We start from the raw sequence: 23,529 nt of genomic DNA on the forward strand, positions 1-23,529 counted from the left end.
TCAACATCCTCCAAAAAAGAATCATAAAGTTTCGAAATCAATCATAAATATGTTCTATTAAAATTCCTTGATTTTTCATTTAATTCTACTAATAGTTCAGATAGTATATTTTTACCACAGTGATAGGATATTAATAGGCTGAAAAGACAATATGAGATAACTTATGTTAACCATTAGGGAAGCAATAATAAAAGATACCCAACTTATGACTAAGCCAATATAATGATTAATGCAACTTTATCCTTTCTCTGACTAATTTATTCAGAGAAAGAATGATAAAAAATTAATCAACTCCATATCTATTTACCTCGCCTAATCTAATTCACACCATTCTTATCCTCCACATAATAATAAGTAATACTAACGGACGCTTTTCACTGTCATGATCTTCACCATTATCTTCAATTTCTATTAATACATCATTTGCTATAATTTTCATCAGTAATAACCCTATGCTATATCAGCACAATCATCAAAAACAAAATATTAGAATAATAAACATACGAATTTTGTCTTTTTTTACATCAGAATTAAATAAAATTTAATAGAGTCAAAATAAAAAATGCAACTATCCGATTAATTACTTTACGGTAAGACAAAGAACAAAATACAATCAAACTGATTCATAAGATGACAAATAGTGCAGCAAAAATCACCATCCAGGCAGAAAATTACAGCAAACATAGAAGCAGGAAACAAATCATTCCCCTATATTCTCCCATAATGCTTATTTTTATATCTTCAATATAAAATTAAAATATATCTTCAAAAGATTGATAATATTAGTTTTTATTATTTTTTAAATTTTCATTTATTTTGTAATTGTGATATTACTCCCTTTTCTTTAATTCGCTTGTTGCGGTTTATGTTCAAATTTATGAAGATAAACGAGAATGGATAAAAACTTGTAATGATGAGTCAAACATTCATTAAAAAAGAGGGGATTGCGCAATCATTTTTGGCTCGTTATCTCCTCTCTGAACAATGTGGCAACCGCCTGAAAACCATAGAATTATTGGCAAAAGAGTGTGAATTGTCCGTAGGTTTAATGCAGGCAGCATTAAAATCTCTCGAACAATCACAGGCGGTTGGGATTAAGCGTCGTGGTCGGAATGGCAGTTTTCTTTCGCATATTAACCACAAATTGTTGCTGGAGTACGCCGATATCGGCAATGTGGTCTGCGCAATGCCCCTTCCTTATACCCGTGCTTATGAGGGTCTGGCCAGTGGTTTAAAAGCATTATGTGCAGGAGTTCCTTTTTACTTTGCGCATATGCGAGGTTCAGATATCCGCATTGAATGCTTACTGAATGGAGTCTATGACTTAGCAGTAACATCAAGACTTGCCGCAGAGCAACACCCAGAAATTAAAAATATTTATATTGCGCTATCACTAGGGACACAAAGTTATACAGACAGACATCGATTAATCTTTCGTCAAGGCGAGATGGAATCCATCCGTCGTGTAGGGTTAGACAGTACCTCAGCCGACCAAAAAATAATGACAAATCAGTACTTTGCAGGGAAAGGAATTGAACTGGTCGAGGTCTCTTATCACGAATGTCTGAATCAAATCAAAAAAGGCCACATTGACGCGGCCATCTGGAACGTCGGGCAAGGTCACGAGCTAATTGCAGAGGGCCTGATGACCCAACTTCCAGACGACAGTGAGTGTTTTATCAAAGCTTCCGAGGCTGTTATCCTTGCCCGTAAGGATAATATTCCTATCCAACAGCTCTTGCGTACTATGGTTGACAGAGATGCCCTGCTGACTCACCAACAGAATGTGGTAGCAGGTATAATCGAACCCATTTATTGACCTCTATTAACCAATAGCAAGCATCAATCAAAACAAGTAATAACCAAACGTATAACAAAAAGTGATGGTAGAACAACGGTTAACTATCCTGTTGCAAGGTGGTGTCATCGATAAAGATATCTACGATAACATGCTTGATGTCGTGCATATTCTGGAAGATATCTGGCTGATCCCTGTCCGTCATCCACAAGGTGAAATGGCGCTTACCCACATGGCAAGTGCTTTCATGCGATCACGTCGTGGCGAAATCGTTTCCCCCATAGAAAAAGAAATTCTGGAAAAAATAGAGCAATCCGAAGACTACACACAATTACTCACAATTCACTATTCCCTGCTGGAGAAATTTACACTCACCCTACATCCTAATGAAGAAGGCTACCTGTTGATAAATTTATATGGTTTAATACTTACAACAAAAACTCATTGATTTTTTTATACTATAAATATTCAAAAAAATGAAAATTAATATTATTCAATAATTTTTATTATTCGCACAGGCAAGCTGCTTTGCAGCTATGAAGGGAAATCTATGTTTATTAACGCATTAAAAAAACAGAACCCTAAATTGATTGAGGTAGCAAAAAGTCTTTGGCAGCAAGGGGTAATCTTACCAGATACTTACGTCATTGATGTCGACCAAGTGTTAAATAATGGCCGACATTTACTGCAAACAGCAAAACAATATGGCATCCAACTTTATTTGATGACCAAGCAGTTTGGTCGTAATCCCTGGTTGACCAAGAAACTGATTGAACTCGGTTATCCCGGTGTCGTAGCCGTAGATTTCAAAGAAGCCTATAGCCTGAGCCAACACGATATACCGTTATGTCACATTGGTCATCTGGTACAGACGCCAACTCACCTGATAAAAACTATGCTTAAGCGTAACCCTGAGATAATCACAGTATTCTCGATAGAAAAAGCTCAGGCAATCTCGGATACAGCTGAGAAACTGGGATGCGTTCAGCCCATCATGCTGAAAGTCTTTACTCAACGTGATATATCCTTTACTTGTCAAGAAGCAGGCATTCCCTTTGATGAGATCGACACCGCTGTTGATGCTTTAAAGCAAATGCCGGGTGTTAAACTATGTGGCCTGACCCACTTTCCTTGTCTGGCATGGAATGAGCAGTATCAGACAACCTTACCAACCGTCAATTTGCAGACACTTATCAGAGCGCGAAATAAACTTGCACAGCTCGGTATTTCCCTTTCACAAATCAATGCACCTTCTGCAACAAGCAGTAGCACCATTCCTCTGTTAGCGAAATATGGTGCAACTCATTTAGAACCCGGACATGCTCTGACCGGAACAATACCTGCCAATGCCATTGGCCGAGAACCTGAACATATCGCTATGGTTTATGTATCAGAGATATCCCATCACTACGATGGCAACAGTTATTGTTATGGTGGCGGTTACTACAAACGCAGCCACATGAAGCATGCACTGGTTTTTCCCGCCAAGAACCCAGAACACAATAGTTCATATAAGACAGTACGCATATTACGGTTAGGTGAACCTTGTATTGATTACCATCTGCCATTAGCAGGCCCCCATCCTATCGGTAGTCCAGTCATTATGTGTTTCCGTGCTCAGGTTTTCGTGACCCGCAGCGATGTCGCCTTAATTTCAGGTATTCAGTCAGGAGAACCCAAACTGGAAGGTATTTATGACAGCCAAGGTAACTGGAAAAACAATGGTTATGCCCAATAAACACTTAATAGAGGTATTACAGTTAATATTATTCCGCCCTTAAATAATGTTATTTTCGCTATAGTAGATTTACAGCATCATGCTACGTAACTATTTTTTTACGGAATAGTTATGTTTTATTTATGGAATAGTTATGGAATACCAGAAAAAGACTGGGAATACCCCCACACATTCCGCTCCGTATTCCTCACCCAGGATTGATACATCAGGTTACACCTATGTGCATGAGCATTTGCATATTGATCTATCCGAAGCTAAAGGCAATCTCGATTGCCGATTAGATCAATACGAGCTAGTTGTTGATGAACTTCGCCACCTGTATACGCTAGGATTACGCAACATTGTGGAAGTCACCAACCGCTACATGGGGCGCAATGCCTCCTTCCTGCTGAATTTGGTACGTGATACCCACGTCAACATCATCGCCTCGACGGGTTATTATAAACAGCCTTTCTTCCCTGCCCATTTCAGCGAATTAAGCATACAAGACATTGCCGAAGAGATGATCACTGACATTGAATCAGGCATTGACGGTACGGAGTTAAAAGCCAGCATCATTGCAGAGATCGGCTCCAGTTTCGGGCAAATCACCGAAGATGAGCGAAAAGTGTTTGCAGCGGCAGCCCTGGCACATCATGCAACCGGGTGTCCTATTTCCACCCACACAACTTTAAGTACTATGGGGCGTGAACAATTAGCACTCCTCAGGGCATTTGGTGTTTCTCCTGAACACGTGGCGGTTGGTCATTGTGACCTGAAAGACAATCTGGACACGATTATTCCCCTGCTCGAAGAAGGCGCATGGGTACAATTCGATACCATTGGTAAAAACAATTACTATCCTGACAGCAGCCGCATTGCGATGTTGCAGGCGGTTGCCAAACGTGGGCTACTCGACAGAGTGATGCTCTCGCAAGATATAACCCGCCGTTCTCATCTGAAAAGCAACGGAGGAATTGGTTTCGATTACTTATTGACTGTATTCGTTCCGATGTTGCTGGCAGCCGACTTTACCCAAACACAGATAGACCGAATGTTACGTGATAACCCTGCACAATTTTTCCGGCATCACTTTTTCAATAAGCTTTTTTCCAAAAAATAAACAATATTTTATAAAAGATAATTTAAAGAGAGGGATAACAACATGAAATTTGTCGTTGGTGGACAAATAGAAAAAGAAAAAATAGCCGAATGTATACGGCAACTGGCAGGAGATAAAGCTACCTCGATTGTCATCATGAATGATATCGAAGCATCCATGGCAATTAAGAATGGCAATGCCGATTACTATTTTGGTGCCTGTAATACCGGAGGAGGTGGAGCACTGGCAATCGCCATTGCACTTATCGGTTTAGATCTCTGTGCCACCATTGGCATGCCGGGAAAAATCTTACCGGACGATGAGATTATTGCTCATGTAAAAGCAGGCAAAAAAGCGTTTGGCTTTACAGGGCAAGATATCGATATTGTTCTGCCAGTGATCATTAACACGATCATTTCTCAATAAGGAGCATATCATGCAACATTTTCATGATTTCCTGATGAGATTGATGGAAGTCGACCCCCTTAAAGCAGGATTACTGGCTGCAATTGGTGCGATTGCTGCCATGATGGCAAACCGTGGTATCGCCGTTTTCCATGATGGTCTGCGTCCGCTGCTTCCCGAATATCTTGAAGGTCGAATGAGTCGTAAAGCACTCGCTGCGACGAGCTTTGCCTTAAGCATTGGTCTGGTTGTGGGATTTGGTATTCCCTTTTCGCTGGCAGCGCCAATCGTACTGGTTCACAGCCTGCTGCTCGGTACGGATATGATTGGTATCTGGTGTGCCAACAGCCGCAGAGGGTTTATCGCGTCAGGTATCATCGGCGCGCTGTACGCCATTGCCTTACTGGCAGGGCTGCGTTCAGTAGTGGAATTCTTTGCCATGCTGCCGGTTAATTTCACTGACGACTTAAAAAAAGTCGGCGATCCGATTGTGGCCTGTTTTGCCCTGTTCCCTGCGATGGTCGTCGGCTACCAATATGGCTACCGCAAAGGGTTGTTAGTGATGTTAACCGCTTTGATTGGTTATTTGGCGACCAAAGCCGCTGGCCCGCTCAGTTTTGGTGGTTTAATCGAAAAACCTGTCAGCGTCGATCCGAATGGAGCGGCTTTGCTGCTGTCGATGATCGCAATGTTCTACTTTGCCATGCGTGAACGTCCGGCACATCTTGCAGATAATACATCATCAGCAAATCAAACCTCAGCAGCACCAAAAGGTGCTAATGAAATCTTAGTGGGGCTGTTTTCGACCCGTATTGAACGCATCCAGAAAAACAAATGGCTCCTCATCCTCTGTGGGGGTCTGACTGCAAGTGCGGCTACTATGTCTTTCAGCCTGCTGGCAGAAGGCCCGGTATCATTGCAATTAATGGCGCAAGATGAACAAACCAACGCCTTGCTGGTAGCGCTGGCTCGTGCTATCGGGTTTGTTCCACTGGTTGGTACGACAGCAATCGCCACTGGCGTGTATAGCCCCAACGGGATGAAATTTGTCTTTGTGGCAGGTCTGGCAACCAATAACCCGTGGCTCGCCTTTATTGCAGGCGGTATCACTATGTTTATTGAGATCCAGTTGCTGGCGAAAATTGCAATCTGGCTGGATAAATACCCCGGAGTTAAAGCCTGTAGTGGCCATATTCGTACCGCGATCACCAAAATGCTCGAAGTCGCCCTGTTGGTTGGTGGTATGATTGCTTCCAACGCGATTCTGCCGGGTATGGGCTTTATGATTGTGGCAGGTATCTACCTGCTCAACCGTACTTCCAAACGTCCTTTGGTTGAAATGGCAATCGGCCCGATTGCAACCATTGCGGTAGGTATTCTTGCCAACGTGCTCTATTTAGCAGGAATAAATTAACAGGAATAAAGTGAGAGAATGAAAACAGCGCCATTGCAAAGCTATCCACTGAAAAGTATGACTATGGCACAAGCCCAACAGCAGCAATTTAAGCTGGTGGATATTATCTGTCGTCACTTTCCCGGAGCTGATTTTCTCTCACAAGGGGATCTGGGATTAGTCCCGGATCTCCATCAACCCCGGATGACTCAGCGTATTGAAAGGGTAATCGCCGAGTACTTCGGGGCTGAAGCAGCGGCCTTTGTCAATGGTGCAGGAACCGGTGCTTTACGTTCTGGGCTAGCAGCACTGCTTCGTCCTCATGAGACATTACTGGTGCATGATGCCCCCGTTTATCCCACAACAAAAACATCAATTGAACAAATGGGTCTTAATGTTGTATATGCTGATTTCAACTGTACAAACCAACTTGAAACCAGCATTAAGCAATATCAGCCAGCAACCTGCCTGATCCAGCATACACGGCAGAAAATCGATGATTGCTATGCCCTGCAAAATATCATCGCCATCTTAAATCAATATCACATTCCCTCATTGGTAGATGATAATTATGCCGCAATGAAAGTGCCACATATTGGTTGTGAATACGGCGCAACACTTTCTGCCTTTTCTTGCTTCAAATTACTGGGGCCACAAGGCGTAGGCGTGGTTGTCGGCCGACAAGCTGTGATTGATAAACTACGCCACGGCATGTACTCCGGTGGCTGCCAGATTCAGGGTTATCAGGCGATGGAAGCATTACGTGGGTTAGTATTCGCCCCGGTCATGCACGCAGTACAGTCTGAAGTGAATGAATCGCTGGTGACAAGGCTGAATCAGGGTGAAGTGCCACAAGTGAAGCGGGCATTTATCGCCAATGCTCAGTCAAAAGTCGTCTTAGTGGAATTTTACGAACCTATTGCGGATGCAGTGCTGGCCACCGCACACACACTGGGTGCACTACCTTATCCCGTCGGTGCCGAATCGAAATTTGAAATCCCGCCCCTGTTTTACCGAATTTCCGACACATTTCGTCAGGCAGATCCCACCCTGGAGAAACGCATGATCCGCATCAACCCTAATCGCAGCGGGGCCGAAACAATTATGCGTATCTTGCAGGCAAGCAGTCGGTTGAATATATCTGGGAAATATCTTTAAATAGAAAAATATACCCTATGGATTTCAGACTGCAACTTGAAAGACGACGGGTATAGTAGCCAATAATTCCCCCAGTGATTTATATTTATTTATATGGAATGCGCGATGAAATACGCAGATACATTAATGAATCAGTCACTCCAGGACGAGAGTATGTTAATAATGAAAATATTTATGTTCTATTAACTCATTAACAACAACGTTAGGATTGGAAAGAGAAAGAGGAATAAAGCAGTTTTTTGAAAATACATTGAAAGTCAAAAAACATATGAGTTCTACTCATAAATTACTTGCCAATGACAACATAAAAAAATCACTTCATAATTCTTGAGGCCACTCTTTCGGTCTGATTGTTGTCAGCTCGACTTTCCTTTAACCAAGTGGTCGCGTATCAAAATGAAAGGAAATCGAGCAAAGGTAGAAATATAAAAACACTCCCTATCAGGTAGACATAAACCACATTTAAAAGTGATATAAGTATAGACTTAATACCATGAATCAAACTACCGCTATTCAACGCCTGAGTAAATTTGATCAACAAGGCCGCTATGTCTTCACCGCTAAAGATCTTGCCAAAGCAATGAGGAGAGGTGAATACAACTATGTCAGCTTAGAATCTGCACTATCTGAATACGGTGCCATTTCACAAATTCCAATTGATCGGCTGACAGTGATGACTACAGGCCGTAAAGGAACCTACAAAACCCCTTTCGGTATCATTGAATTTACACACACAAAAAGGTCAGCCCCCAATATTATCTGTAATATCAAATAAATTGGCAGACCACTCCGCCTGGCAAGTAAACAAGCCGCCTACCGTAACCTAAAACGAGTGGGTAGAAATACACATTTAGTTGAAGAGAGGATAATCTATGAAGCTTAATCGTACAGATTTCTCACAACTGGTCGATCGCAATTTGCCAAATAATATCTTTACACGTACTTTAGGAAACGAAAAATTTATCCCTTATTTAATTTCAAGCTTAGAAGAACTATTCAAAAAGCTGCAACTTTCGCTCTCCGATAATAATGACCAACCCGAATTCAGACTGTAAAAGCTGGCCTGAGGAATATCACCACTTTATTTTATTAATATTGTTCCTCAGGCACTTTATCTCTCTTATTCAGAGCATATTAACGAGTTAAACATAATCCCTCTGCTGCCGCTCCACCAATGTGAGGATGCTGTAAAGGGCGACAGGCTGTTGCTCCTGATTCAAAACCTGCACATCCCAAATGACAACACCCTGTGGCTTGTCATCCGGGGTCTTCTGAACTTTCTTGATCTTCTTCTTGCAGGTCAACCGAACCTGAATCGTATCACCAATTTTCACTGGTTCAATAAACCGCAGGTTTTCCATACCGTAGTTCGCCAAGACAGGCCCGACAGGTGCATCAACGAACAGACCGGCAGCAGCCGATACAACAAAGTAACCATGCGCCACACGCTCACCAAACAGGGATTCAGCCGCACCAATTTTATCCATATGGGCATAAAAATGATCCCCGCTCAGACAGGCGAAATTGACGATATCCGCTTCTGTCACCGTCCGGCGAGCAGTCAGCAGACTTTCCCCAATTTCAATTTGTTCGAAATACTTACGGAACGGATGAACAGGATCTTCCTTCACTTTCGCACCGCGCACCCACTCACGACCAATAGCCGCCAGCATACTTGGGCTGGCCTGAATTGCTGTGCGCTGCATATAGTGTTTCACCGCACGCAATCCACCCAGCTCTTCACCACCACCAGCACGTCCCGGCCCGCCATGTACCAACATAGGTAGCGGAGAACCGTGTCCTGTGGATTCCGCTGATGCCGCCTCATCCAGAATCAACATACGGCCATGAGCACAAGCTGTTGCCCGAATAACCTGCATCGCAATTTGCTCATCTGCCGTGACCAATGAACCCACCAGACTACCTTGCCCCATCAAGGCCAGAGCAATCGCCTGTTCCGTGTCCTGATAAGCCATCAAAGTGGAAACTGGCCCAAAGGCTTCCGTTTCATGTACGACCTGATTGGTCATCGGATCTGCACAATAAAGCAGAGTTGGCGGGTAGAATGCCCCATCACTGTGGGTATTATTTGCCAGCACTAACTTATCCAACGCACCGCCGCACAGTAATTCACAGCCACCGTGTAACAGTTCATCAACCTTGGATTGGACTTCACCCCGTTGTTCAAGGTTGATCAATGCCCCCATGCGTACATCCGGTAAAGCAGGATCACCTACCACTACACCAGACAGACGTTTAAGCAGCGCTTGTTTAACCACCTCAAGTTGACTGATCGGCACAATAATACGCCGAATAGCCGTACATTTTTGCCCTGCTTTTACCGTCATCTCACGGACAACTTCCTTAATGAACACACCAAATTCTGGCATTTCCGGCGTAACATCCTCCCCCAAAATACAGCAATTGAGGGAATCCGCTTCCATCGTGAATGAAATTGATTTCTCAATCAGCCGTGGATGAACTCTCAATTTCTGACCCGTCTGGGCTGAACCTGTAAAAGTGACTGCATCCTGATAATTGAGATGATCAAACAGATCACCAATTCCACCGCAGATCAGTTGCAATGCACCTTCCGGCACTAAGCCACTGTCGAGGATCAATTTCACCATCGCCTGTGTCAATTGTGCTGACGCTGTCGCAGGTTTAATGATCGCCGGCATACCCGCCATCCAGGTCGGAGCCAGTTTTTCCAACATTCCCCAACAAGGGAAGTTAAACGCATTGATATGTAGCGCAACGCCGGGACGAGAGGTCAGAACATGGCGAGCGACAAACTGGGACTGTTTCGAAAGTGGGATCATCTCATCTTCCGGCCACAAAACATCATCCGGTAACTCACGTCCTGCCAGACCCGCATAGGAAAATAACGTTGCGATGCCTCCTTCAATATCTATCCAGCCATCCGAACGGGTCGCGCCGGTTTCTGCTGAAATAGCATACAGGGCTTCTTTATTAGCAAGCAGATGCTTTGCAACGGCTTTCATCATCTGAGCCCGCTGCTGGAATGTCATAGCCGCGAGAGCTTTGCCCCCTTTTTCCCGGGCATAACTGAGACTATCAGCCAGTGGCAGCCCATCTGAACATACCTGATACAAGGCTTTACCATTTACTGCATGGTGAATAGTTCTGGCATTACCTTTCCCATAAACCCAGGCACCACATATATAACTGGTTAACTGTTGCATTTTTTTCTCCACCGATTGTATTAATGAATCATCATTAACTACATCTACAACATTTATGTATCACATAATCCATGAAAAAGACCATCTGATAAATTAACAAAATTAGAACATATTAGGGGCGGTGCATGTTAATATCCCTAACAATAAAAATTAATCACGGCTTCTTTAAAAAATAAAAAGCAAATATTGTGATGTGTTCGACAAATATACAAACAAACCGTTTGATATTTTTGTTATCGATTTGTAGATTTACAGTTTCATTTAATGATTCATTTTTATCTTTAAAACTAAAAAATAAGAATCATATGTGGAGCATATATGACAACTGAGCAACTCCAGGCGCACTTTGACACCAAGATCGAGGCAGATCTTTCCATTGAAGCTAAGGACTGGATGCCCGATGCCTATCGCCAAAACCTGATACGTCAGATCAATCAACACGCACACTCAGAAATTATCGGCATGTTACCGGAAGCCAACTGGCTCACTCGTGCCCCCACACTGCGCCGCAAAGCGGTGTTATTGGCAAAGGTACAGGATGAAGCAGGGCACGGGCTTTATCTCTACAGTGCCGCAGAAACACTTGGCTGCTCTCGTCAGGACATCTACCAGAAGCTACTGGATGGCAAGATGAAATATTCATCAATCTTCAACTATCCCACCTTAAGCTGGGCTGATGTCGGAGTCATTGGCTGGCTGGTGGATGGTGCTGCAATTGTTAATCAGGTCGCCCTGTGCCGGGCATCTTACGGCCCTTATGCCCGTGCTATGGTCAAAATCTGTAAAGAAGAGAGTTTCCACCAGCGGCAGGGATATGAAGCGGTTATGGCATTAGCAAAGGGTAACGAAGCTCAGCGTGCCATGCTGCAAGATGCCATCAATCGATTCTGGTGGCCGACGCTGATGATGTTCGGCCCCAATGACAGTGATTCTCCCAACAGTGCCCAAAGCATGGCCTGGAAAATCAAACGGTTCAGTAATGATGAACTGCGACAGAAATTTATTGATAACACCGTCCCTCAATTGGAAGCATTAGGCATGACTGCTCCCGATCCAGCGTTGACCTGGGATGAAACCACTGGTCATTACCGTTTTGGTGAAATCAATTGGGATGAATTCTATCAAGTGCTCAAAGGGCGGGGCATATGCAATCACGAACGTCTGGAAGCCAAACGCCGTGCGTGGGAAAGCGGGAGTTGGGTGCGTGAAGCGGCTTCTGTTCATGCCAAAAAAATGGCTGCCAAAAAACAGGCTGCTTAATCCATTGCGTTATTAGTCAGATTCGGAAAAGGAGACAAAACATGAACGATACCGATTGGCCACTGTATGAAGTCTTTATCCGCAGCAAGCAGGGGCTGACTCACCGTCATGTCGGCAGCCTCCACGCAGCAGATGATCAAATGGCACTGGAAAATGCACGTGATGCCTATACCCGACGCAATGAAGGTTGCTCTATCTGGGTGGTGAAATCCATTTATCTGGTTGCATCACAACCAGAAGATCGCGGGGCTTTTTTCGAACCCTCAGAAGACAAAATCTACCGTCATCCGACTTTCTACACGATCCCTGATGGCATTAAGAATATGTAAAGGTGAGACATGAATACATCTCGTGTTGCTTCACCCAACCAGACGCTTTTTAACGATATCCTTGTTAGCTACGTACTGCGTCTGGCAGACAGCCCGCTGATTCTGGCACAACGCCTGTGCGAATGGTGTGGTCATGCGCCAGAGCTGGAGATTGACTTAGCGTTGTCCAATATTAGTCTCGATTTACTGGGGCAGGCACGTAACTTTCTCAGTTATGCCGCCACGCTTTACGGAACAAATCACGGGACAGAAGTTGATGAAGATAAACTGGCTTTTGGTCGTGAGGAGCGAGAATTCCGCAATCTTTTGCTGGTGGAACAACCTAATGGTGGCTTTAACGATACGTTGGCTCGCCAATTTTTCATTGATGCCTATCACGTCTTACTTTATCAGGCATTAGGGCAAAGTCAGGACCCTCAGCTAGCAGCCATCAGTAATAAATCATTGAAGGAAGTGGAATATCACCTGCGTTTCAGCCGTGGCTGGATGATCCGTCTGGGGGATGGCACAGAACAAAGTCACGAGAAAATGCAAAACTCTGTCAATCAATTGTGGCGCTTTACCGGCGAACTATTCCACTGTGATGAAGTGGAACAACAACTTGCTGAGGTCGGAATTGCCATCGATCCCCGCACATTATATGAACCGTGGCAACAAATCGTCAAAGAGACCTTCTTGCAAGCCGCGTTAAACATACCAGAGGGAATACCTTATCGACAGGGCGGCAAACAAGGGCAACATACCGAACATTTGGGTTACATACTGGCAGAAATGCAATTTTTGCAACGGACTTACCCAAACTGTAACTGGTGACTGAGGCTGATAACTAAATCCGATAACCCGATAACCAAGCCCGATAAGATCAGGAGGAAATGATGGAACAGCAATTCAAAACATTGCAGCAGCCGGAAGTCCATCAGATCTGGCAGTGTTTACATCAGATTGCCGATCCAGAATTGCCAACACTATCCATTACCGACCTCGGTATGGTACGGGCTGTTCTGCCTTTCCAAACTGAGCAAGCCGAACAAACAGGCTGGCAGGTGATATTCACCCCGACTTATTCAGGCTGCCCGGCGACAGAATTTCTGGTCAATGAAATCCACACAACACTGACTCAGGCAGGGTTCTCGCCAGTGCATGTCGATGTGAGTCTGAGTCCGGCATGGACAACTGACTGGATGAATGCAGATGCCAGGCAACGTTTACGTGAATCCGGTATCGCGCCGCCACAAGGCTCAGCTTGTGAGAAACCGACAGATACAGAATCCATCATCTGCCCCCGTTGTAGCAGTCATGAGACGGAGAAAATCAGTGAATTCGGTTCCACCGCCTGCAAAGCGCTTTATCGCTGCCGACAATGCCTGGAGCCCTTCGATTATTTCAAATGTATTTAATTTTAAATGTATTTAACAAGGGAGCAGCAGATGACTATTCTTCATCGTCCCAGTTCTCAACAAAAACAGTTCCAACAGGAACAATCTTACCGGACGCAACTCCAGCGGGCACCGTTTCAGCGAACACAATTTCATCGCTTACGTATTGCCGCTATTGAGCGGGAAACTTCTGATTCCGTTGCAGTCACGCTGCATATACCCGATGAATTAAGAGAATTCTTTCACTATCAGCCCGGTCAGCATCTGACACTCAAAGCAAAGGTAGGTGGGGAAGAGCTACGCCGCTGTTATTCCATCTGTAGTTCGCCACTGGATAATCTATTGCAAATCGGCGTCAAAGCCGTTTATCAGGGGCGTTTTTCCACCTTTATCAACCAACAATTGGAAGTTGGCGATGAATTAGAAGTCATGCAGCCACAAGGTAATTTCGGTCATCGTCCTGATACTGATACACGGGGAAATTATCTGGCTATTGCAGCGGGTTCCGGTATTACCCCGATCTTATCGATTATCAAAAGCACACTGGCCCTGGAGCCAGAGAGTTCTTTTACTCTGATTTATGGTAATCGTACCAGTCGCTCCGTGATGTTCAAAGAAGCACTGTCTGATCTCAAGAACCGCTATCTACAGCGTTTTCAGGCGATATACCTATTCAGTCAGGAAACTACCGACAGTCCGCTGTTCAACAGTCGTATCAATGCAGAAAGTCTCTTACGTATCGGCAAAACCCTGCTCACTTTTGCTCAGTTTGACCACGCCTTTCTTTGTGGGCCTGAAGCTATGCTGGATGATGCCAAAATAGCACTTGAGCAGGCTGGCATGCCGTCTGAATACATTCATAGTGAACGTTTCAACACGGGGAATCGTCCCCTTTACTCCACTTTCCGTCCAGACAATCTGATCGAACGCAATGAAACCCGTGTCGAAATTCATCTGGATGGCCGCACCTTAAATATTGTCATGCACGCTGAGGATAACAGCATTCTTGATGCAGCCCTGCGTCAGGGAGCAGATTTACCCTATGCCTGTAAAGGCGGGGTTTGCGCCACCTGTAAATGCCGGCTCAAATCCGGTGAAGTGGATATGGGAGTGAACTACAGCCTGGAGCCGGACCAACTGGCTTCCGGCTATATTTTAAGCTGTCAGTCGTGGCCGAAAGGCGACGGTGTCGTTGTTGATTTTGACGTCTAAGATTTCTCATCAATAAGAAATTTTCAAGAAAAAATGGTCACAAATCAGGAGCCACCATGAACCAAGAATGGATTTTATGCCAGCAGCAACAGCGGGTACGCACACTGACTCTCAACCGTCCAGAAGTGCGCAACGCTCTCAGTAATGACTGTCTGGAACAGCTTGTACAGCATCTGGAGCAGGCGGATACCGATATCGGCACTGGCGCTATTATCATTACCGGCTCACAGCGCTGTTTCGCGGCGGGTGCCGATCTCAAAGAACTACAGCAACAGACGGTTGCTACCGCAATAACTGATCGTCGTCCTCAACTCTGGCAACGCCTGAACAATATCAGCAAACCGATAATAGCCGCTGTTAATGGCTATGCGCTCGGCGCGGGTTGTGAACTTTCACTGGCCTGTGATCTGGTGATCTGCGGTGAAAGTGCCCGCTTCGGCCTGCCGGAAATCACTTTGGGATTAATGCCGGGCGCGGGAGGTACACAGAGACTTATTCGCAGTGTTGGCAAGGCCCTTGCCAGCCAGATGATATTAACAGGTGAAGCTATCGATGCTCATCAGGCACTGCAAGCGGGGTTAGTGAGTGAAGTCTGTATCGATAACCTGACGTTGAAACGGGCACAACAGATAGCAAACCGTATCAGTGAATTTTCGCCGCTGGCATTGCGGGCGGCTAAGGCTGCGCTCAGGACTGCACACGAAACCAGCCTGTCACAAGGGCTGTCTGCCGAGCGCCAACACTTTATTGCTTTGGCAGGTACAACCGACCGTCAGGAAGGTATTTCGGCCTTCCTTGAAAAACGTAATCCAACATTTAAAGGATGCTAGTAGATGGAAAATGAAAATATACCCACGATCCTCACTGAAATTAAAGCAGGTGTCCTTAGCATTAAACTCAACCGCCCAAAATGTATAAACAGTTTTAACGAGGAAATGCACCGGCAGCTAAGTGAAGCACTAAAGATTGCTGAACAGGATGAATCGGTGCGCTGTGTGCTGCTCTCAGGAGCCGGACGTGGCTTTTGTGCGGGGCAAGATTTAAACGATCGCAGCGCTATTATCAATGTAGGTGGCGCTCCTGATCTCGGTTATTCCATTGAAACTTTCTACAATCCGCTGATCCGCCGTCTAACTTCCTTACCCAAACCTGTGGTCTGTGCTGTGCATGGTGTAGCCGCAGGAGCCGGTCTCTCTATCGCTTTGGCCTGTGACATTGTGATCGCAGCCCGCGACACCAGCTTTATTCAGGCGTTCTGTCGTATCGGCCTGACACCGGATGCAGGCGGTAGCTGGTTCCTGCCTCATCATATTGGCCATGCCCGAGCCATGGGAATGGCTTTGTTGGGAGACAAAATCACCGCTGAACAGGCACTGGAATGGGGAATGATCTGGCAGGTTTTCGAGCCTAATGAGTTAGAGGAGAAAGCCTGGGAAATCGCGCAACGTCTGGCAACCCAGCCAACCTTCTCTCTCGCGTGTATTAAGAAATCCACTTATGCCGCGGCAAGCAATACGTTAGATGAGCAACTTAATCTCGAACGCGATCTACAACGCCAGTGCGGACACACTGAAGACTTCCAGGAAGGCGTCAACGCATTCATAGAAAAACGCGAACCACAATTCAAAGGAAGATAACCATGAATATGCCTGTACATCATCGTCCAATATTTCATAATTCAATACTCAATGAATCAATACCGGAAGGCCCAATCGCTGTGATTGGTGCAGGCACGATGGGTATCGGCATTGCTCAGGTAACAGCTCAGGCAGGACATACTGTCCTGCTGTTTGATGTAAATAGTGAAGCGGCACAACGCGCACTGGGTACACTCCACACCCGTCTGCATCAACGTGTCGAGGCAGGCAAAGCAGATGCAGGCAAAACCCAGGCTCTGTTGCAACGTATCACTCTGGTAGATTCATTACAGGCACTGGCACCAAGCGTACTGGTCATTGAAGCGATTATCGAAAAGCTGGCAGCAAAGCAGGATCTATTCCGCCAACTGGAATCCCTTTGTTCAGAACAAACCATTTTTGCCAGTAACACCTCATCGTTGTCAATTACTGCAATTGCCCACGTGCTGGAAGCTCCTCAGCGTATGGCAGGACTGCATTTTTTCAATCCTGCACCATTGATGAAACTGGTAGAAGTCGTACGGGGGTTAGAAACTTCCCCACAGACAATAGCAACCCTTAAACGTCTCGTGAGCGACTGGCAAAAACAGCCTGTCATTTGTCGTTCCACACCCGGTTTTATCGTTAACCGTATTGCACGCCCTTTTTATGCGGAAGCCCTGCGGGCACTGGAAGAACAAATTGCTTCCCCCGCAACACTGGATGCTGTTATGAAAGACTCCGGCGGCTTTTCGATGGGGCCATTGCAGCTTACCGATTTAATTGGACATGACGTTAATTACGCTGTGACCGAATCCCTGTTCCATGCTTTCTACGGTGATACACGTTTTCAGCCATCACTACGACAAAAAGAACTGGTGGAAGCCAATCATCTGGGGCGTAAAAGTGGCCGGGGATTTTATGTTTACGCGGGTAAGGGTTACGCTGACAAAGCGCAACAACAATTTATTCCCTCCATTATGGAGATAATTACAGAAACATCACCGACAACACTAATACCACCTGAACAAATTAAAATAATCGGTAATTGGTCTGCCCTGCCGCACTTTACCGCGCTGTTACAGCAACACGAATTATTACACCCCAATAAAATTGCTACTGAAAAAAGCGAGAATATTCAGCTACCATCACCAGCATTACAGATTGATGACGTTATATTTATGCTGGCAACGGGGAAAACTAGCTCACAACTTACTGATGAAATTGGGATGTCGGTAGTGCAGTTTGATCTATCAGCCAATCATCAGACCGCTCCGATAATGACGATCAGTGCAGCCTGCCAAAATACTCAGCAACAGACTGCAAAAGTGATCAGATTTCTACACGCTCTCGGCAAACAGTTGATTTTACTGCCGGATTATCCGGCTCTGCTGACCATGCGTACTGTAGCAATGCTGTGCAACGAAGCATTGGATGCTCTTAATAAAGGTATCGCCAACGCCGAAGATATTGATATGGCAATGTGCTATGGCGTTAATTATCCCATTGGCCCTTTGACATGGGGGAGCCAGCTTGGCTGGCAGCACATTCTCAGTGCGTTAGAAAACTTACAACAATTCTACGGCGAACCTCGTTACCGTCCGTCACCTTTGCTGCGCCAACTGGCTGCGGGTTATGTCTCACCACCACATATCTCACCTCAGTACCCGTCTGCCCAGCAACATGAACATCAATATAAGAAGAAAAATCATGCCTAATAAAACGAGCAACTCTCCTAAACAACTTGCCCGGCACCACATTGAGGCCATGTATACCAAAGATGCCTGCGCCAACCATATGGGTATACATATTGACTACATCGATATCGGGATCGCTCAATTAAGCATGACCGTTGAGCCTACCATGCTCAACGGTCATAAAACCTGTCATGGCGGCATCATATTCACTCTGGCTGACACGGCTTTCGCCTATGCCTGTAACAGTGAAGGACTTGCTGCTGTGGCTGCCGGATGCAGTATCGATTTCACTCGTCCGGTCTTTAACGGTGACCAACTCACGGCTATCGCTTCGGTACAACATCAGGGAAAAACGTCTGGGTTGTATGACGTCAAAGTTACCAACCAGAATGGCAAAACAGTGGCCTTCTTCCGTGGTCACGCTCATCGCCTTGGTCATTCAGTTTTAGAAGAGCCCTCAAAAACTCTTCCTTCCCAAACCTCTCTTCCTAAAGAGCATCGGAGAGAAAAATCATGAATCATGCATTTATTTGTGATGGAGTACGTACCCCTATCGGGCGTTATGGTGGTGCCCTTGCCAGTCTGCGAGCTGATGATCTGGCCGCTCTGCCATTACAAGCATTGATGGCACGTTATCCCACATTAAATTGGCAAGGTATTGATGACGTCATCCTCGGCTGTGCAAATCAGGCTGGCGAAGATAACCGTAACGTCGCACGCATGGCGGTACTACTGGCTGGGCTGCCACATTCCGTCCCCGGAACAACCCTCAATAGATTGTGTGGTTCTGGCCTGGAGGCACTGGCTTTTGCGGCCCGTAGTATCAAAGCTGGCGAAGCTCATCTGATACTGGCTGGTGGGGTTGAATCCATGACCCGGGCGCCATTAGTGATGGGAAAAGCAGAAAGTGCGTTCAGCCGTCAGGCGCAGATATTCGATACCACGATTGGCTGGCGTTTCATTAATCCACACATACAACAACAATTTGGCACGGATTCAATGCCGGAGACCGCAGAAAACGTTGCTGCCCAATTTGAAATCAGCCGGGATGCTCAAGACGCTTTCGCTCTGCGTAGCCAGCAACGTACAGCCAAAGCTCAACAACGCGGTATTCTGGCCGAAGAGATCACTCCTGTTACTCTACCTGATACCCGCCAAAAAGGGGTAACCGCTTTGGTTTCACAGGATGAACATCCTCGGCCTGACACAACATTCGAGCAGTTGCAAAAGCTCAAAACCCCATTCCGTGCTAACGGCACAGTCACTGCCGGCAATGCCTCCGGCGTCAATGACGGAGCAGCCGCTCTGATCATCGCTTCAGAAGCAGCAGTTCAACAACATGGGCTGACACCGCGGGCACGTATTGTCGCAACCGCCACCAGTGGTGTTGAACCGCGCATTATGGGAATAGGGCCACTGCCTGCCACTGAAAAAGTACTGGCACTTGCAGGCCTGAGCCTGAACCAAATGGATGTGATTGAACTGAATGAAGCCTTTGCAGCCCAGTCACTGGCCGTCATTCGTCAATGGGGATTGCCGGATGATGCAGAGCATGTCAACCCGAATGGCGGCGCAATTGCGCTAGGGCATCCGTTGGGCATGAGTGGTGCCCGCCTTGCGCTGACAGCCACTCTTGAACTGGAACGGCGGGTGGGCCGTTATGCCTTATGCACCATGTGCATTGGAGTGGGACAAGGTATCGCCATGATTATCGAACGCATATAACTATAAAAACAGCCTGTTACAACAAAATCAACAAAATGGCGGGAAATTATGAGCAACAACGCACAACACTTCAACTCACGCTTTACTCCACACACCAATGCACATTTCGATCCTATTGAATTTGCTTCACGCGAAGAAATTCAGACACGGCAATTTGAGCAAATAAAATGGACGCTGCATCACGCCTATAACAACGTACCAATGTATCAGCGCAAATTTGATGCCATCGGCATTCATCCCAGTGATTTCAGACAACTCGATGACATCAAGAAATTCCCTTACACCACCAAGCAGGATCTAAGGGATAATTACCCTTTTGATACCTTTGCCGTGCCAATGGAAAAAATTGTGCGTATTCATGCGTCATCTGGTACGACAGGTCGTCCGACCGTCGTGGGCTATACCCAACAGGACATTGATAACTGGGCTGACTTGGTCGCCCGCAGTCTGCGTTTTGCTGGTGTAACAGCCAAAGATAAAGTACACGTTGCTTACGGTTACGGTCTGTTTACGGGAGGATTAGGTGCACATTACGGTGCTGAGCGTCTGGGTGCAACCGTGATCCCCATGTCTGGAGGACAAACGGAAAAACAAGCACAACTGATCCGGGATTTCAAACCTGACATCATCATGATGACACCTTCCTACTGCCTGACACTACTGGACGAGCTGGAGCGCCAAATGGGAGGCGATGCCAGACAATGTTCCCTGCGGGTGGGTATTTTCGGAGCCGAACCGTGGACGGAAGGGCTACGTCAGGAAATAGAGAAACGCATGGGCATCAAAGCGCTGGATATTTATGGCCTGTCCGAAGTCATGGGGCCGGGTGTCGCGATGGAATCAGTGGAATACGCTGATGGTTCCACCATTTGGGAAGATCACTTCTATCCAGAAGTGATTGATCCGGACAACCTGAATGTACTGCCGGACGGAGAGAATGGCGAACTGGTTTTCACAACGCTGACCAAAGAAGCCATGCCTGTGATCCGCTACCGTACCCGTGACCTGACACGTTTATTACCGGGAACCGCCCGCAATATGCGCCGTCTGGACAGGATCACCGGACGCTCCGACGATATGCTTATTATCCGTGGTATTAACGTCTTCCCCTCACAGATAGAAGAACAGATTGTACGTTTCAGGGAACTGTCACCACACTATCAATTGGAAGTAAACCGTGTGGGTAATTATGACAGCCTGTCCGTCAAGGTCGAACTGAAAGAACCTAATCAACTTAGTTTCCAACAACGCTGTGGCATTTGCCACCAACTGCGCCACCACATTAAATCTATGGTCGGTATCAATACAGAAGTCAGCATCGTCAACTGCGGAGACATTCCCCGCTCAGAAGGCAAAGCAGTTCGGGTGATTGATAACCGTCGGTATAGATAATTTTCTACCACTGTTGACTATCTAATTTTATGGAAAGCGGTGGTAGTTTCTCCAAACACACCACTCAGTTATGTTAATGTTATGACACAGTTTCGATTCGAAAATAACAAAAATATGACACACAAACTCGACGATTTTATTCAATATGCTCTTGATGCCCAACCGATTAGCGGAACATCGCTGATCATTTCTCTGTATGGTGATGCCCTCAGTCATCGGGGTGGTGAAATCTGGTTGGGCAGTCTCAGCCTTCTGCTGGAGCCGATGGGATTCAGTGACCGCTTTGTGCGAACATCTGTCTTTCGTTTGCAAAAAGAGGGTTGGCTGGAAGTGGAGAAAATAGGTCGTCGTAGCTATTACCGCATCACAGAACGCGGCATGAACCAATTTCGCCATGCTGAGAGTAAAATTTATCTCAGCGAACAACCTGCATGGGATGGCAAATGGGATTTGCTGCTACTGGAAGAAAGCAACAAAGAAGAACGCTCCCGCCTGAAAAAAGAGTTGAGCTGGCTTGGATTTGGTCAACTCAACGGCACATTAATGGCTGCCCCCAGCAGCTCACAAAGTGATATTCCGGCCCTGCTCGGAGAACTCAACGCCAGTGACTCTGTTATTTACTTCCGGGCGGATTATCCTTATCCCCGTTCAGAACAGAGCCTGAAAGAGCGGGTATCCGCCAGTTGGTCACTGGATCAGGTTGCTCAGCACTACCATGAATTTATCATCTCATTCCGTCCTTTAATGAAACTATTGCAAGACTGCAACACAGACGAACTGACACCAGAACGCTGCTTTCAACTACGCCTTTTGCTTATCCACTTTTACCGCCGTGTTGTACTGCGCGATCCACTATTACCGAATGTCCTGCTGCCTGCACAGTGGGAAGGGCAAATCGCCCGTCATTTATGTATCAACATTTACCAGCGCATTGGCCCTGCCGCAACACGGTACATCAGTGAACAATGTGAAACCACCATAGGTAAACTGCCCCAACCTGCTGCCGCGTATTATCGTCGTTTCGGTGGATTACGCAGCGGAACTTAGTACCGTCTGACAATCAATTTTGAGGAAATGTTTATGCCTGATCAACTTCCTACCATTGTTTTGGTAGATTCGGACATTTCTTTTCCCATAGTGCATCGACAACAAGCCTAAATGCCGGAGAAGGCTGTTTTCTGCTAGCGTAATAAAGGTAATAGCCGGGAAAAGGCGCACACCACTCTTCCAATACACGTATCAGGCGTCCTTCTTCAATATGTGAGCCAAATTCTTTTTCCGGCAAAAATGCAATCCCCAGCCCAGCCAACGCAGCATCTACTATATGTGCCGAAGTATTAAAAATAAGCTGTCCGTCCACACGCACGTTCACCTGCCCGTCTTCATGATCGAATTCCCAGACATAGAGTCCGCCGGAACTCGTCATGCGCATACTGATACAATTATGATGTACTAAATTCTGCGGTGTCTGCGGTATAGGATGGCTGGCGAAGTAGTCCGGGGATGCTACTGCCGCCATACGTAATTGCGGACCAATCGGCACTGCAATCATATCTTTATCAATGGTATCGCCCAAACGTACTCCCGCATCGAATCGATCTTCCACAATATTGCGAAACCCGTGGTTCGCATCAAACTCCAGTTTGATATCTGGATACTCACGGAGTAAAGGCGCAAGTTTGGGTAACAGGACAGTGTGCAGAACATTCGGACCACAGGTTATCCGCACTGTGCCAGCCGGTTTATCGCGCAACTCCGTCAGCATATCCAGTTCCGCTTCAATTTCATCAAAGCGATTACCAATAGCCCGCAGTAGCCGTTCTCCGGCAACTGTCGGGGAAACGCTACGCGTAGTACGTGTCAGCAAACGGATCTTCATGCGATTTTCCAGTCCGGTGATCGCCTGACTGAGGGCGGGCTGCGTCACCCCAAGCAATGCAGCAGCACGAGTGAAGCTGCCCTCACGTGCTATCGTGACAAACGAGAGAAGATCGTTAAGATTACGTTTCACCACATCCCCCACCAGTTTAGATTTATAAGCCTGGATTATAAGACTATTAAGAATTCATTAGCTAGTCAGAACACACCACGTGTGTAGAATTTTTATCAGAAAAACATTCTTTAAAGAAAACACGCTAGCGAG

General features: G+C 46.1%; 23 protein-coding genes. 21 read left to right on the plus strand and 2 right to left on the minus strand.

The window, feature by feature from the left end; translation table 11 throughout:
* The first annotated feature begins 913 nt into the window (after positions 1-913).
* The 9 genes from yhfZ (at position 914) to Xbud_RS07175 (ending at position 8,628) form a co-directional block, all read left to right on the plus strand.
* Positions 914-1,819, plus strand: coding sequence for a GntR family transcriptional regulator YhfZ (yhfZ, locus tag Xbud_RS07135; RefSeq protein WP_244589879.1), 906 nt, complete (start codon positions 914-916; stop codon positions 1,817-1,819).
* Between the two features lie 64 nt (positions 1,820-1,883).
* Positions 1,884-2,246: a PRD domain-containing protein gene (locus Xbud_RS07140; RefSeq protein ID WP_099135415.1), complete on the plus strand. Its 363-nt coding sequence runs from the start codon at positions 1,884-1,886 to the stop codon at positions 2,244-2,246.
* 102 nt (positions 2,247-2,348) lie between these two features.
* Positions 2,349-3,536 (plus strand): YhfX family PLP-dependent enzyme, encoded by a 1,188-nt coding sequence (locus tag Xbud_RS07145; RefSeq protein WP_099135416.1) that lies wholly within the window; start codon positions 2,349-2,351, stop codon positions 3,534-3,536.
* A 133-nt stretch (positions 3,537-3,669) separates the two neighbouring features.
* Positions 3,670-4,638, plus strand: a complete 969-nt coding sequence (locus Xbud_RS07150; protein ID WP_099135417.1) for a phosphotriesterase-related protein — start codon at positions 3,670-3,672, stop codon at positions 4,636-4,638.
* Between the two features lie 42 nt (positions 4,639-4,680).
* Positions 4,681-5,043 carry a DUF2620 domain-containing protein gene (locus Xbud_RS07155; protein ID WP_099135418.1) on the plus strand — a complete coding sequence of 121 codons (363 nt, stop codon included), beginning with the start codon at positions 4,681-4,683 and terminating at the stop codon, positions 5,041-5,043.
* A 10-nt stretch (positions 5,044-5,053) separates the two neighbouring features.
* A complete protein-coding gene (locus tag Xbud_RS07160; RefSeq protein WP_099135419.1) occupies positions 5,054-6,436 on the plus strand; it encodes a YhfT family protein in 1,383 nt (460 codons plus the stop codon).
* Positions 6,437-6,469: 33 nt separating this feature from the next.
* Positions 6,470-7,573, plus strand: coding sequence for an aminotransferase class V-fold PLP-dependent enzyme (locus Xbud_RS07165; RefSeq protein ID WP_099135497.1), 1,104 nt, complete (start codon positions 6,470-6,472; stop codon positions 7,571-7,573).
* 493 nt (positions 7,574-8,066) lie between these two features.
* Positions 8,067-8,348, plus strand: a complete 282-nt coding sequence (locus tag Xbud_RS07170; RefSeq protein ID WP_422645766.1) for a hypothetical protein — start codon at positions 8,067-8,069, stop codon at positions 8,346-8,348.
* 97 nt (positions 8,349-8,445) lie between these two features.
* Positions 8,446-8,628: a hypothetical protein gene (locus Xbud_RS07175; protein WP_099135420.1), complete on the plus strand. Its 183-nt coding sequence runs from the start codon at positions 8,446-8,448 to the stop codon at positions 8,626-8,628.
* Between the two features lie 87 nt (positions 8,629-8,715).
* Here Xbud_RS07175 and paaZ read toward each other — a convergent pair whose 3' ends face one another.
* The gene (paaZ, locus tag Xbud_RS07180) at positions 8,716-10,779 is read right to left on the minus strand and encodes a phenylacetic acid degradation bifunctional protein PaaZ (protein WP_099135421.1); all 2,064 of its coding nucleotides are present in this window, start codon (positions 10,777-10,779) and stop codon (positions 8,716-8,718) included.
* 318 nt (positions 10,780-11,097) lie between these two features.
* Between paaZ and paaA the strand changes: the two genes are divergently transcribed.
* From paaA to paaX, 12 genes are all read left to right on the plus strand, one after another.
* Positions 11,098-12,039, plus strand: coding sequence for a 1,2-phenylacetyl-CoA epoxidase subunit PaaA (gene paaA, locus Xbud_RS07185; RefSeq protein ID WP_099135422.1), 942 nt, complete (start codon positions 11,098-11,100; stop codon positions 12,037-12,039).
* Positions 12,040-12,080: 41 nt separating this feature from the next.
* Complete coding sequence (gene paaB / locus Xbud_RS07190) at positions 12,081-12,368, plus strand: 1,2-phenylacetyl-CoA epoxidase subunit PaaB (protein WP_038264718.1); 288 nt, start codon at positions 12,081-12,083, stop codon at positions 12,366-12,368.
* Positions 12,369-12,377: 9 nt separating this feature from the next.
* Positions 12,378-13,181 (plus strand): 1,2-phenylacetyl-CoA epoxidase subunit PaaC, encoded by an 804-nt coding sequence (gene paaC, locus Xbud_RS07195; RefSeq protein ID WP_099135423.1) that lies wholly within the window; start codon positions 12,378-12,380, stop codon positions 13,179-13,181.
* A gap of 62 nt (positions 13,182-13,243) precedes the next feature.
* Positions 13,244-13,765, plus strand: coding sequence for a 1,2-phenylacetyl-CoA epoxidase subunit PaaD (paaD, locus tag Xbud_RS07200; protein ID WP_099135424.1), 522 nt, complete (start codon positions 13,244-13,246; stop codon positions 13,763-13,765).
* A gap of 30 nt (positions 13,766-13,795) precedes the next feature.
* Positions 13,796-14,956, plus strand: a complete 1,161-nt coding sequence (gene paaE, locus Xbud_RS07205; RefSeq protein ID WP_099135425.1) for a 1,2-phenylacetyl-CoA epoxidase subunit PaaE — start codon at positions 13,796-13,798, stop codon at positions 14,954-14,956.
* 56 nt (positions 14,957-15,012) lie between these two features.
* A complete protein-coding gene (paaF, locus tag Xbud_RS07210; RefSeq protein WP_099135426.1) occupies positions 15,013-15,786 on the plus strand; it encodes a 2,3-dehydroadipyl-CoA hydratase PaaF in 774 nt (257 codons plus the stop codon).
* Positions 15,787-15,789: 3 nt separating this feature from the next.
* Positions 15,790-16,593 (plus strand): 2-(1,2-epoxy-1,2-dihydrophenyl)acetyl-CoA isomerase PaaG, encoded by an 804-nt coding sequence (paaG, locus tag Xbud_RS07215; protein WP_099135427.1) that lies wholly within the window; start codon positions 15,790-15,792, stop codon positions 16,591-16,593.
* A gap of 8 nt (positions 16,594-16,601) precedes the next feature.
* Positions 16,602-18,290: a 3-hydroxyacyl-CoA dehydrogenase gene (locus Xbud_RS07220; protein ID WP_244589880.1), complete on the plus strand. Its 1,689-nt coding sequence runs from the start codon at positions 16,602-16,604 to the stop codon at positions 18,288-18,290.
* Complete coding sequence (paaI, locus tag Xbud_RS07225) at positions 18,283-18,786, plus strand: hydroxyphenylacetyl-CoA thioesterase PaaI (RefSeq protein WP_099135429.1); 504 nt, start codon at positions 18,283-18,285, stop codon at positions 18,784-18,786. The genes Xbud_RS07220 and paaI overlap by 8 nt, the downstream gene beginning before the upstream one ends.
* Positions 18,783-19,994: a 3-oxoadipyl-CoA thiolase gene (gene pcaF / locus Xbud_RS07230; RefSeq protein ID WP_099135430.1), complete on the plus strand. Its 1,212-nt coding sequence runs from the start codon at positions 18,783-18,785 to the stop codon at positions 19,992-19,994. Before paaI ends, pcaF begins: the two co-directional genes overlap by 4 nt.
* A 48-nt stretch (positions 19,995-20,042) precedes the next feature.
* A complete protein-coding gene (gene paaK / locus Xbud_RS07235) occupies positions 20,043-21,386 on the plus strand; it encodes a phenylacetate--CoA ligase PaaK (protein WP_099135431.1) in 1,344 nt (447 codons plus the stop codon).
* Positions 21,387-21,500: 114 nt separating this feature from the next.
* Positions 21,501-22,433, plus strand: coding sequence for a phenylacetic acid degradation operon negative regulatory protein PaaX (paaX, locus tag Xbud_RS07240; protein WP_099135498.1), 933 nt, complete (start codon positions 21,501-21,503; stop codon positions 22,431-22,433).
* Between the two features lie 49 nt (positions 22,434-22,482).
* Here the strand turns inward: paaX and Xbud_RS07245 are convergent, their stop codons facing one another.
* A complete protein-coding gene (locus Xbud_RS07245; RefSeq protein WP_169923032.1) occupies positions 22,483-23,397 on the minus strand; it encodes a LysR family transcriptional regulator in 915 nt (304 codons plus the stop codon).
* Positions 23,398-23,529 lie beyond the last annotated feature (132 nt).

The organism is Xenorhabdus budapestensis, assembly GCF_002632465.1.
GTDB lineage: Bacteria > Pseudomonadota > Gammaproteobacteria > Enterobacterales > Enterobacteriaceae > Xenorhabdus > Xenorhabdus budapestensis.

Coding starts and splice junctions, on each gene's coding strand:
- Xbud_RS07155 (WP_099135418.1), top strand. CDS start 4,681: ATGAAATTTGTCGTTGGTGGACAAATAGAAAAAGAAAAAATAGCCGAA.
- Xbud_RS07170 (WP_422645766.1), top strand. CDS start 8,067: ATGAATCAAACTACCGCTATTCAACGCCTGAGTAAATTTGATCAACAA.
- paaF (WP_099135426.1), top strand. CDS start 15,013: ATGAACCAAGAATGGATTTTATGCCAGCAGCAACAGCGGGTACGCACA.
- pcaF (WP_099135430.1), top strand. CDS start 18,783: ATGAATCATGCATTTATTTGTGATGGAGTACGTACCCCTATCGGGCGT.
- paaK (WP_099135431.1), top strand. CDS start 20,043: ATGAGCAACAACGCACAACACTTCAACTCACGCTTTACTCCACACACC.
- paaB (WP_038264718.1), top strand. CDS start 12,081: ATGAACGATACCGATTGGCCACTGTATGAAGTCTTTATCCGCAGCAAG.
- paaI (WP_099135429.1), top strand. CDS start 18,283: ATGCCTAATAAAACGAGCAACTCTCCTAAACAACTTGCCCGGCACCAC.
- Xbud_RS07175 (WP_099135420.1), top strand. CDS start 8,446: ATGAAGCTTAATCGTACAGATTTCTCACAACTGGTCGATCGCAATTTG.
- Xbud_RS07150 (WP_099135417.1), top strand. CDS start 3,670: ATGGAATACCAGAAAAAGACTGGGAATACCCCCACACATTCCGCTCCG.
- paaE (WP_099135425.1), top strand. CDS start 13,796: ATGACTATTCTTCATCGTCCCAGTTCTCAACAAAAACAGTTCCAACAG.
- paaG (WP_099135427.1), top strand. CDS start 15,790: ATGGAAAATGAAAATATACCCACGATCCTCACTGAAATTAAAGCAGGT.
- Xbud_RS07160 (WP_099135419.1), top strand. CDS start 5,054: ATGCAACATTTTCATGATTTCCTGATGAGATTGATGGAAGTCGACCCC.
- Xbud_RS07220 (WP_244589880.1), top strand. CDS start 16,602: ATGCCTGTACATCATCGTCCAATATTTCATAATTCAATACTCAATGAA.
- paaD (WP_099135424.1), top strand. CDS start 13,244: ATGGAACAGCAATTCAAAACATTGCAGCAGCCGGAAGTCCATCAGATC.
- paaC (WP_099135423.1), top strand. CDS start 12,378: ATGAATACATCTCGTGTTGCTTCACCCAACCAGACGCTTTTTAACGAT.
- paaZ (WP_099135421.1), bottom strand. CDS start 10,779: ATGCAACAGTTAACCAGTTATATATGTGGTGCCTGGGTTTATGGGAAA.
- Xbud_RS07145 (WP_099135416.1), top strand. CDS start 2,349: ATGTTTATTAACGCATTAAAAAAACAGAACCCTAAATTGATTGAGGTA.
- yhfZ (WP_244589879.1), top strand. CDS start 914: ATGAGTCAAACATTCATTAAAAAAGAGGGGATTGCGCAATCATTTTTG.
- paaA (WP_099135422.1), top strand. CDS start 11,098: ATGACAACTGAGCAACTCCAGGCGCACTTTGACACCAAGATCGAGGCA.
- paaX (WP_099135498.1), top strand. CDS start 21,501: ATGACACACAAACTCGACGATTTTATTCAATATGCTCTTGATGCCCAA.
- Xbud_RS07140 (WP_099135415.1), top strand. CDS start 1,884: ATGGTAGAACAACGGTTAACTATCCTGTTGCAAGGTGGTGTCATCGAT.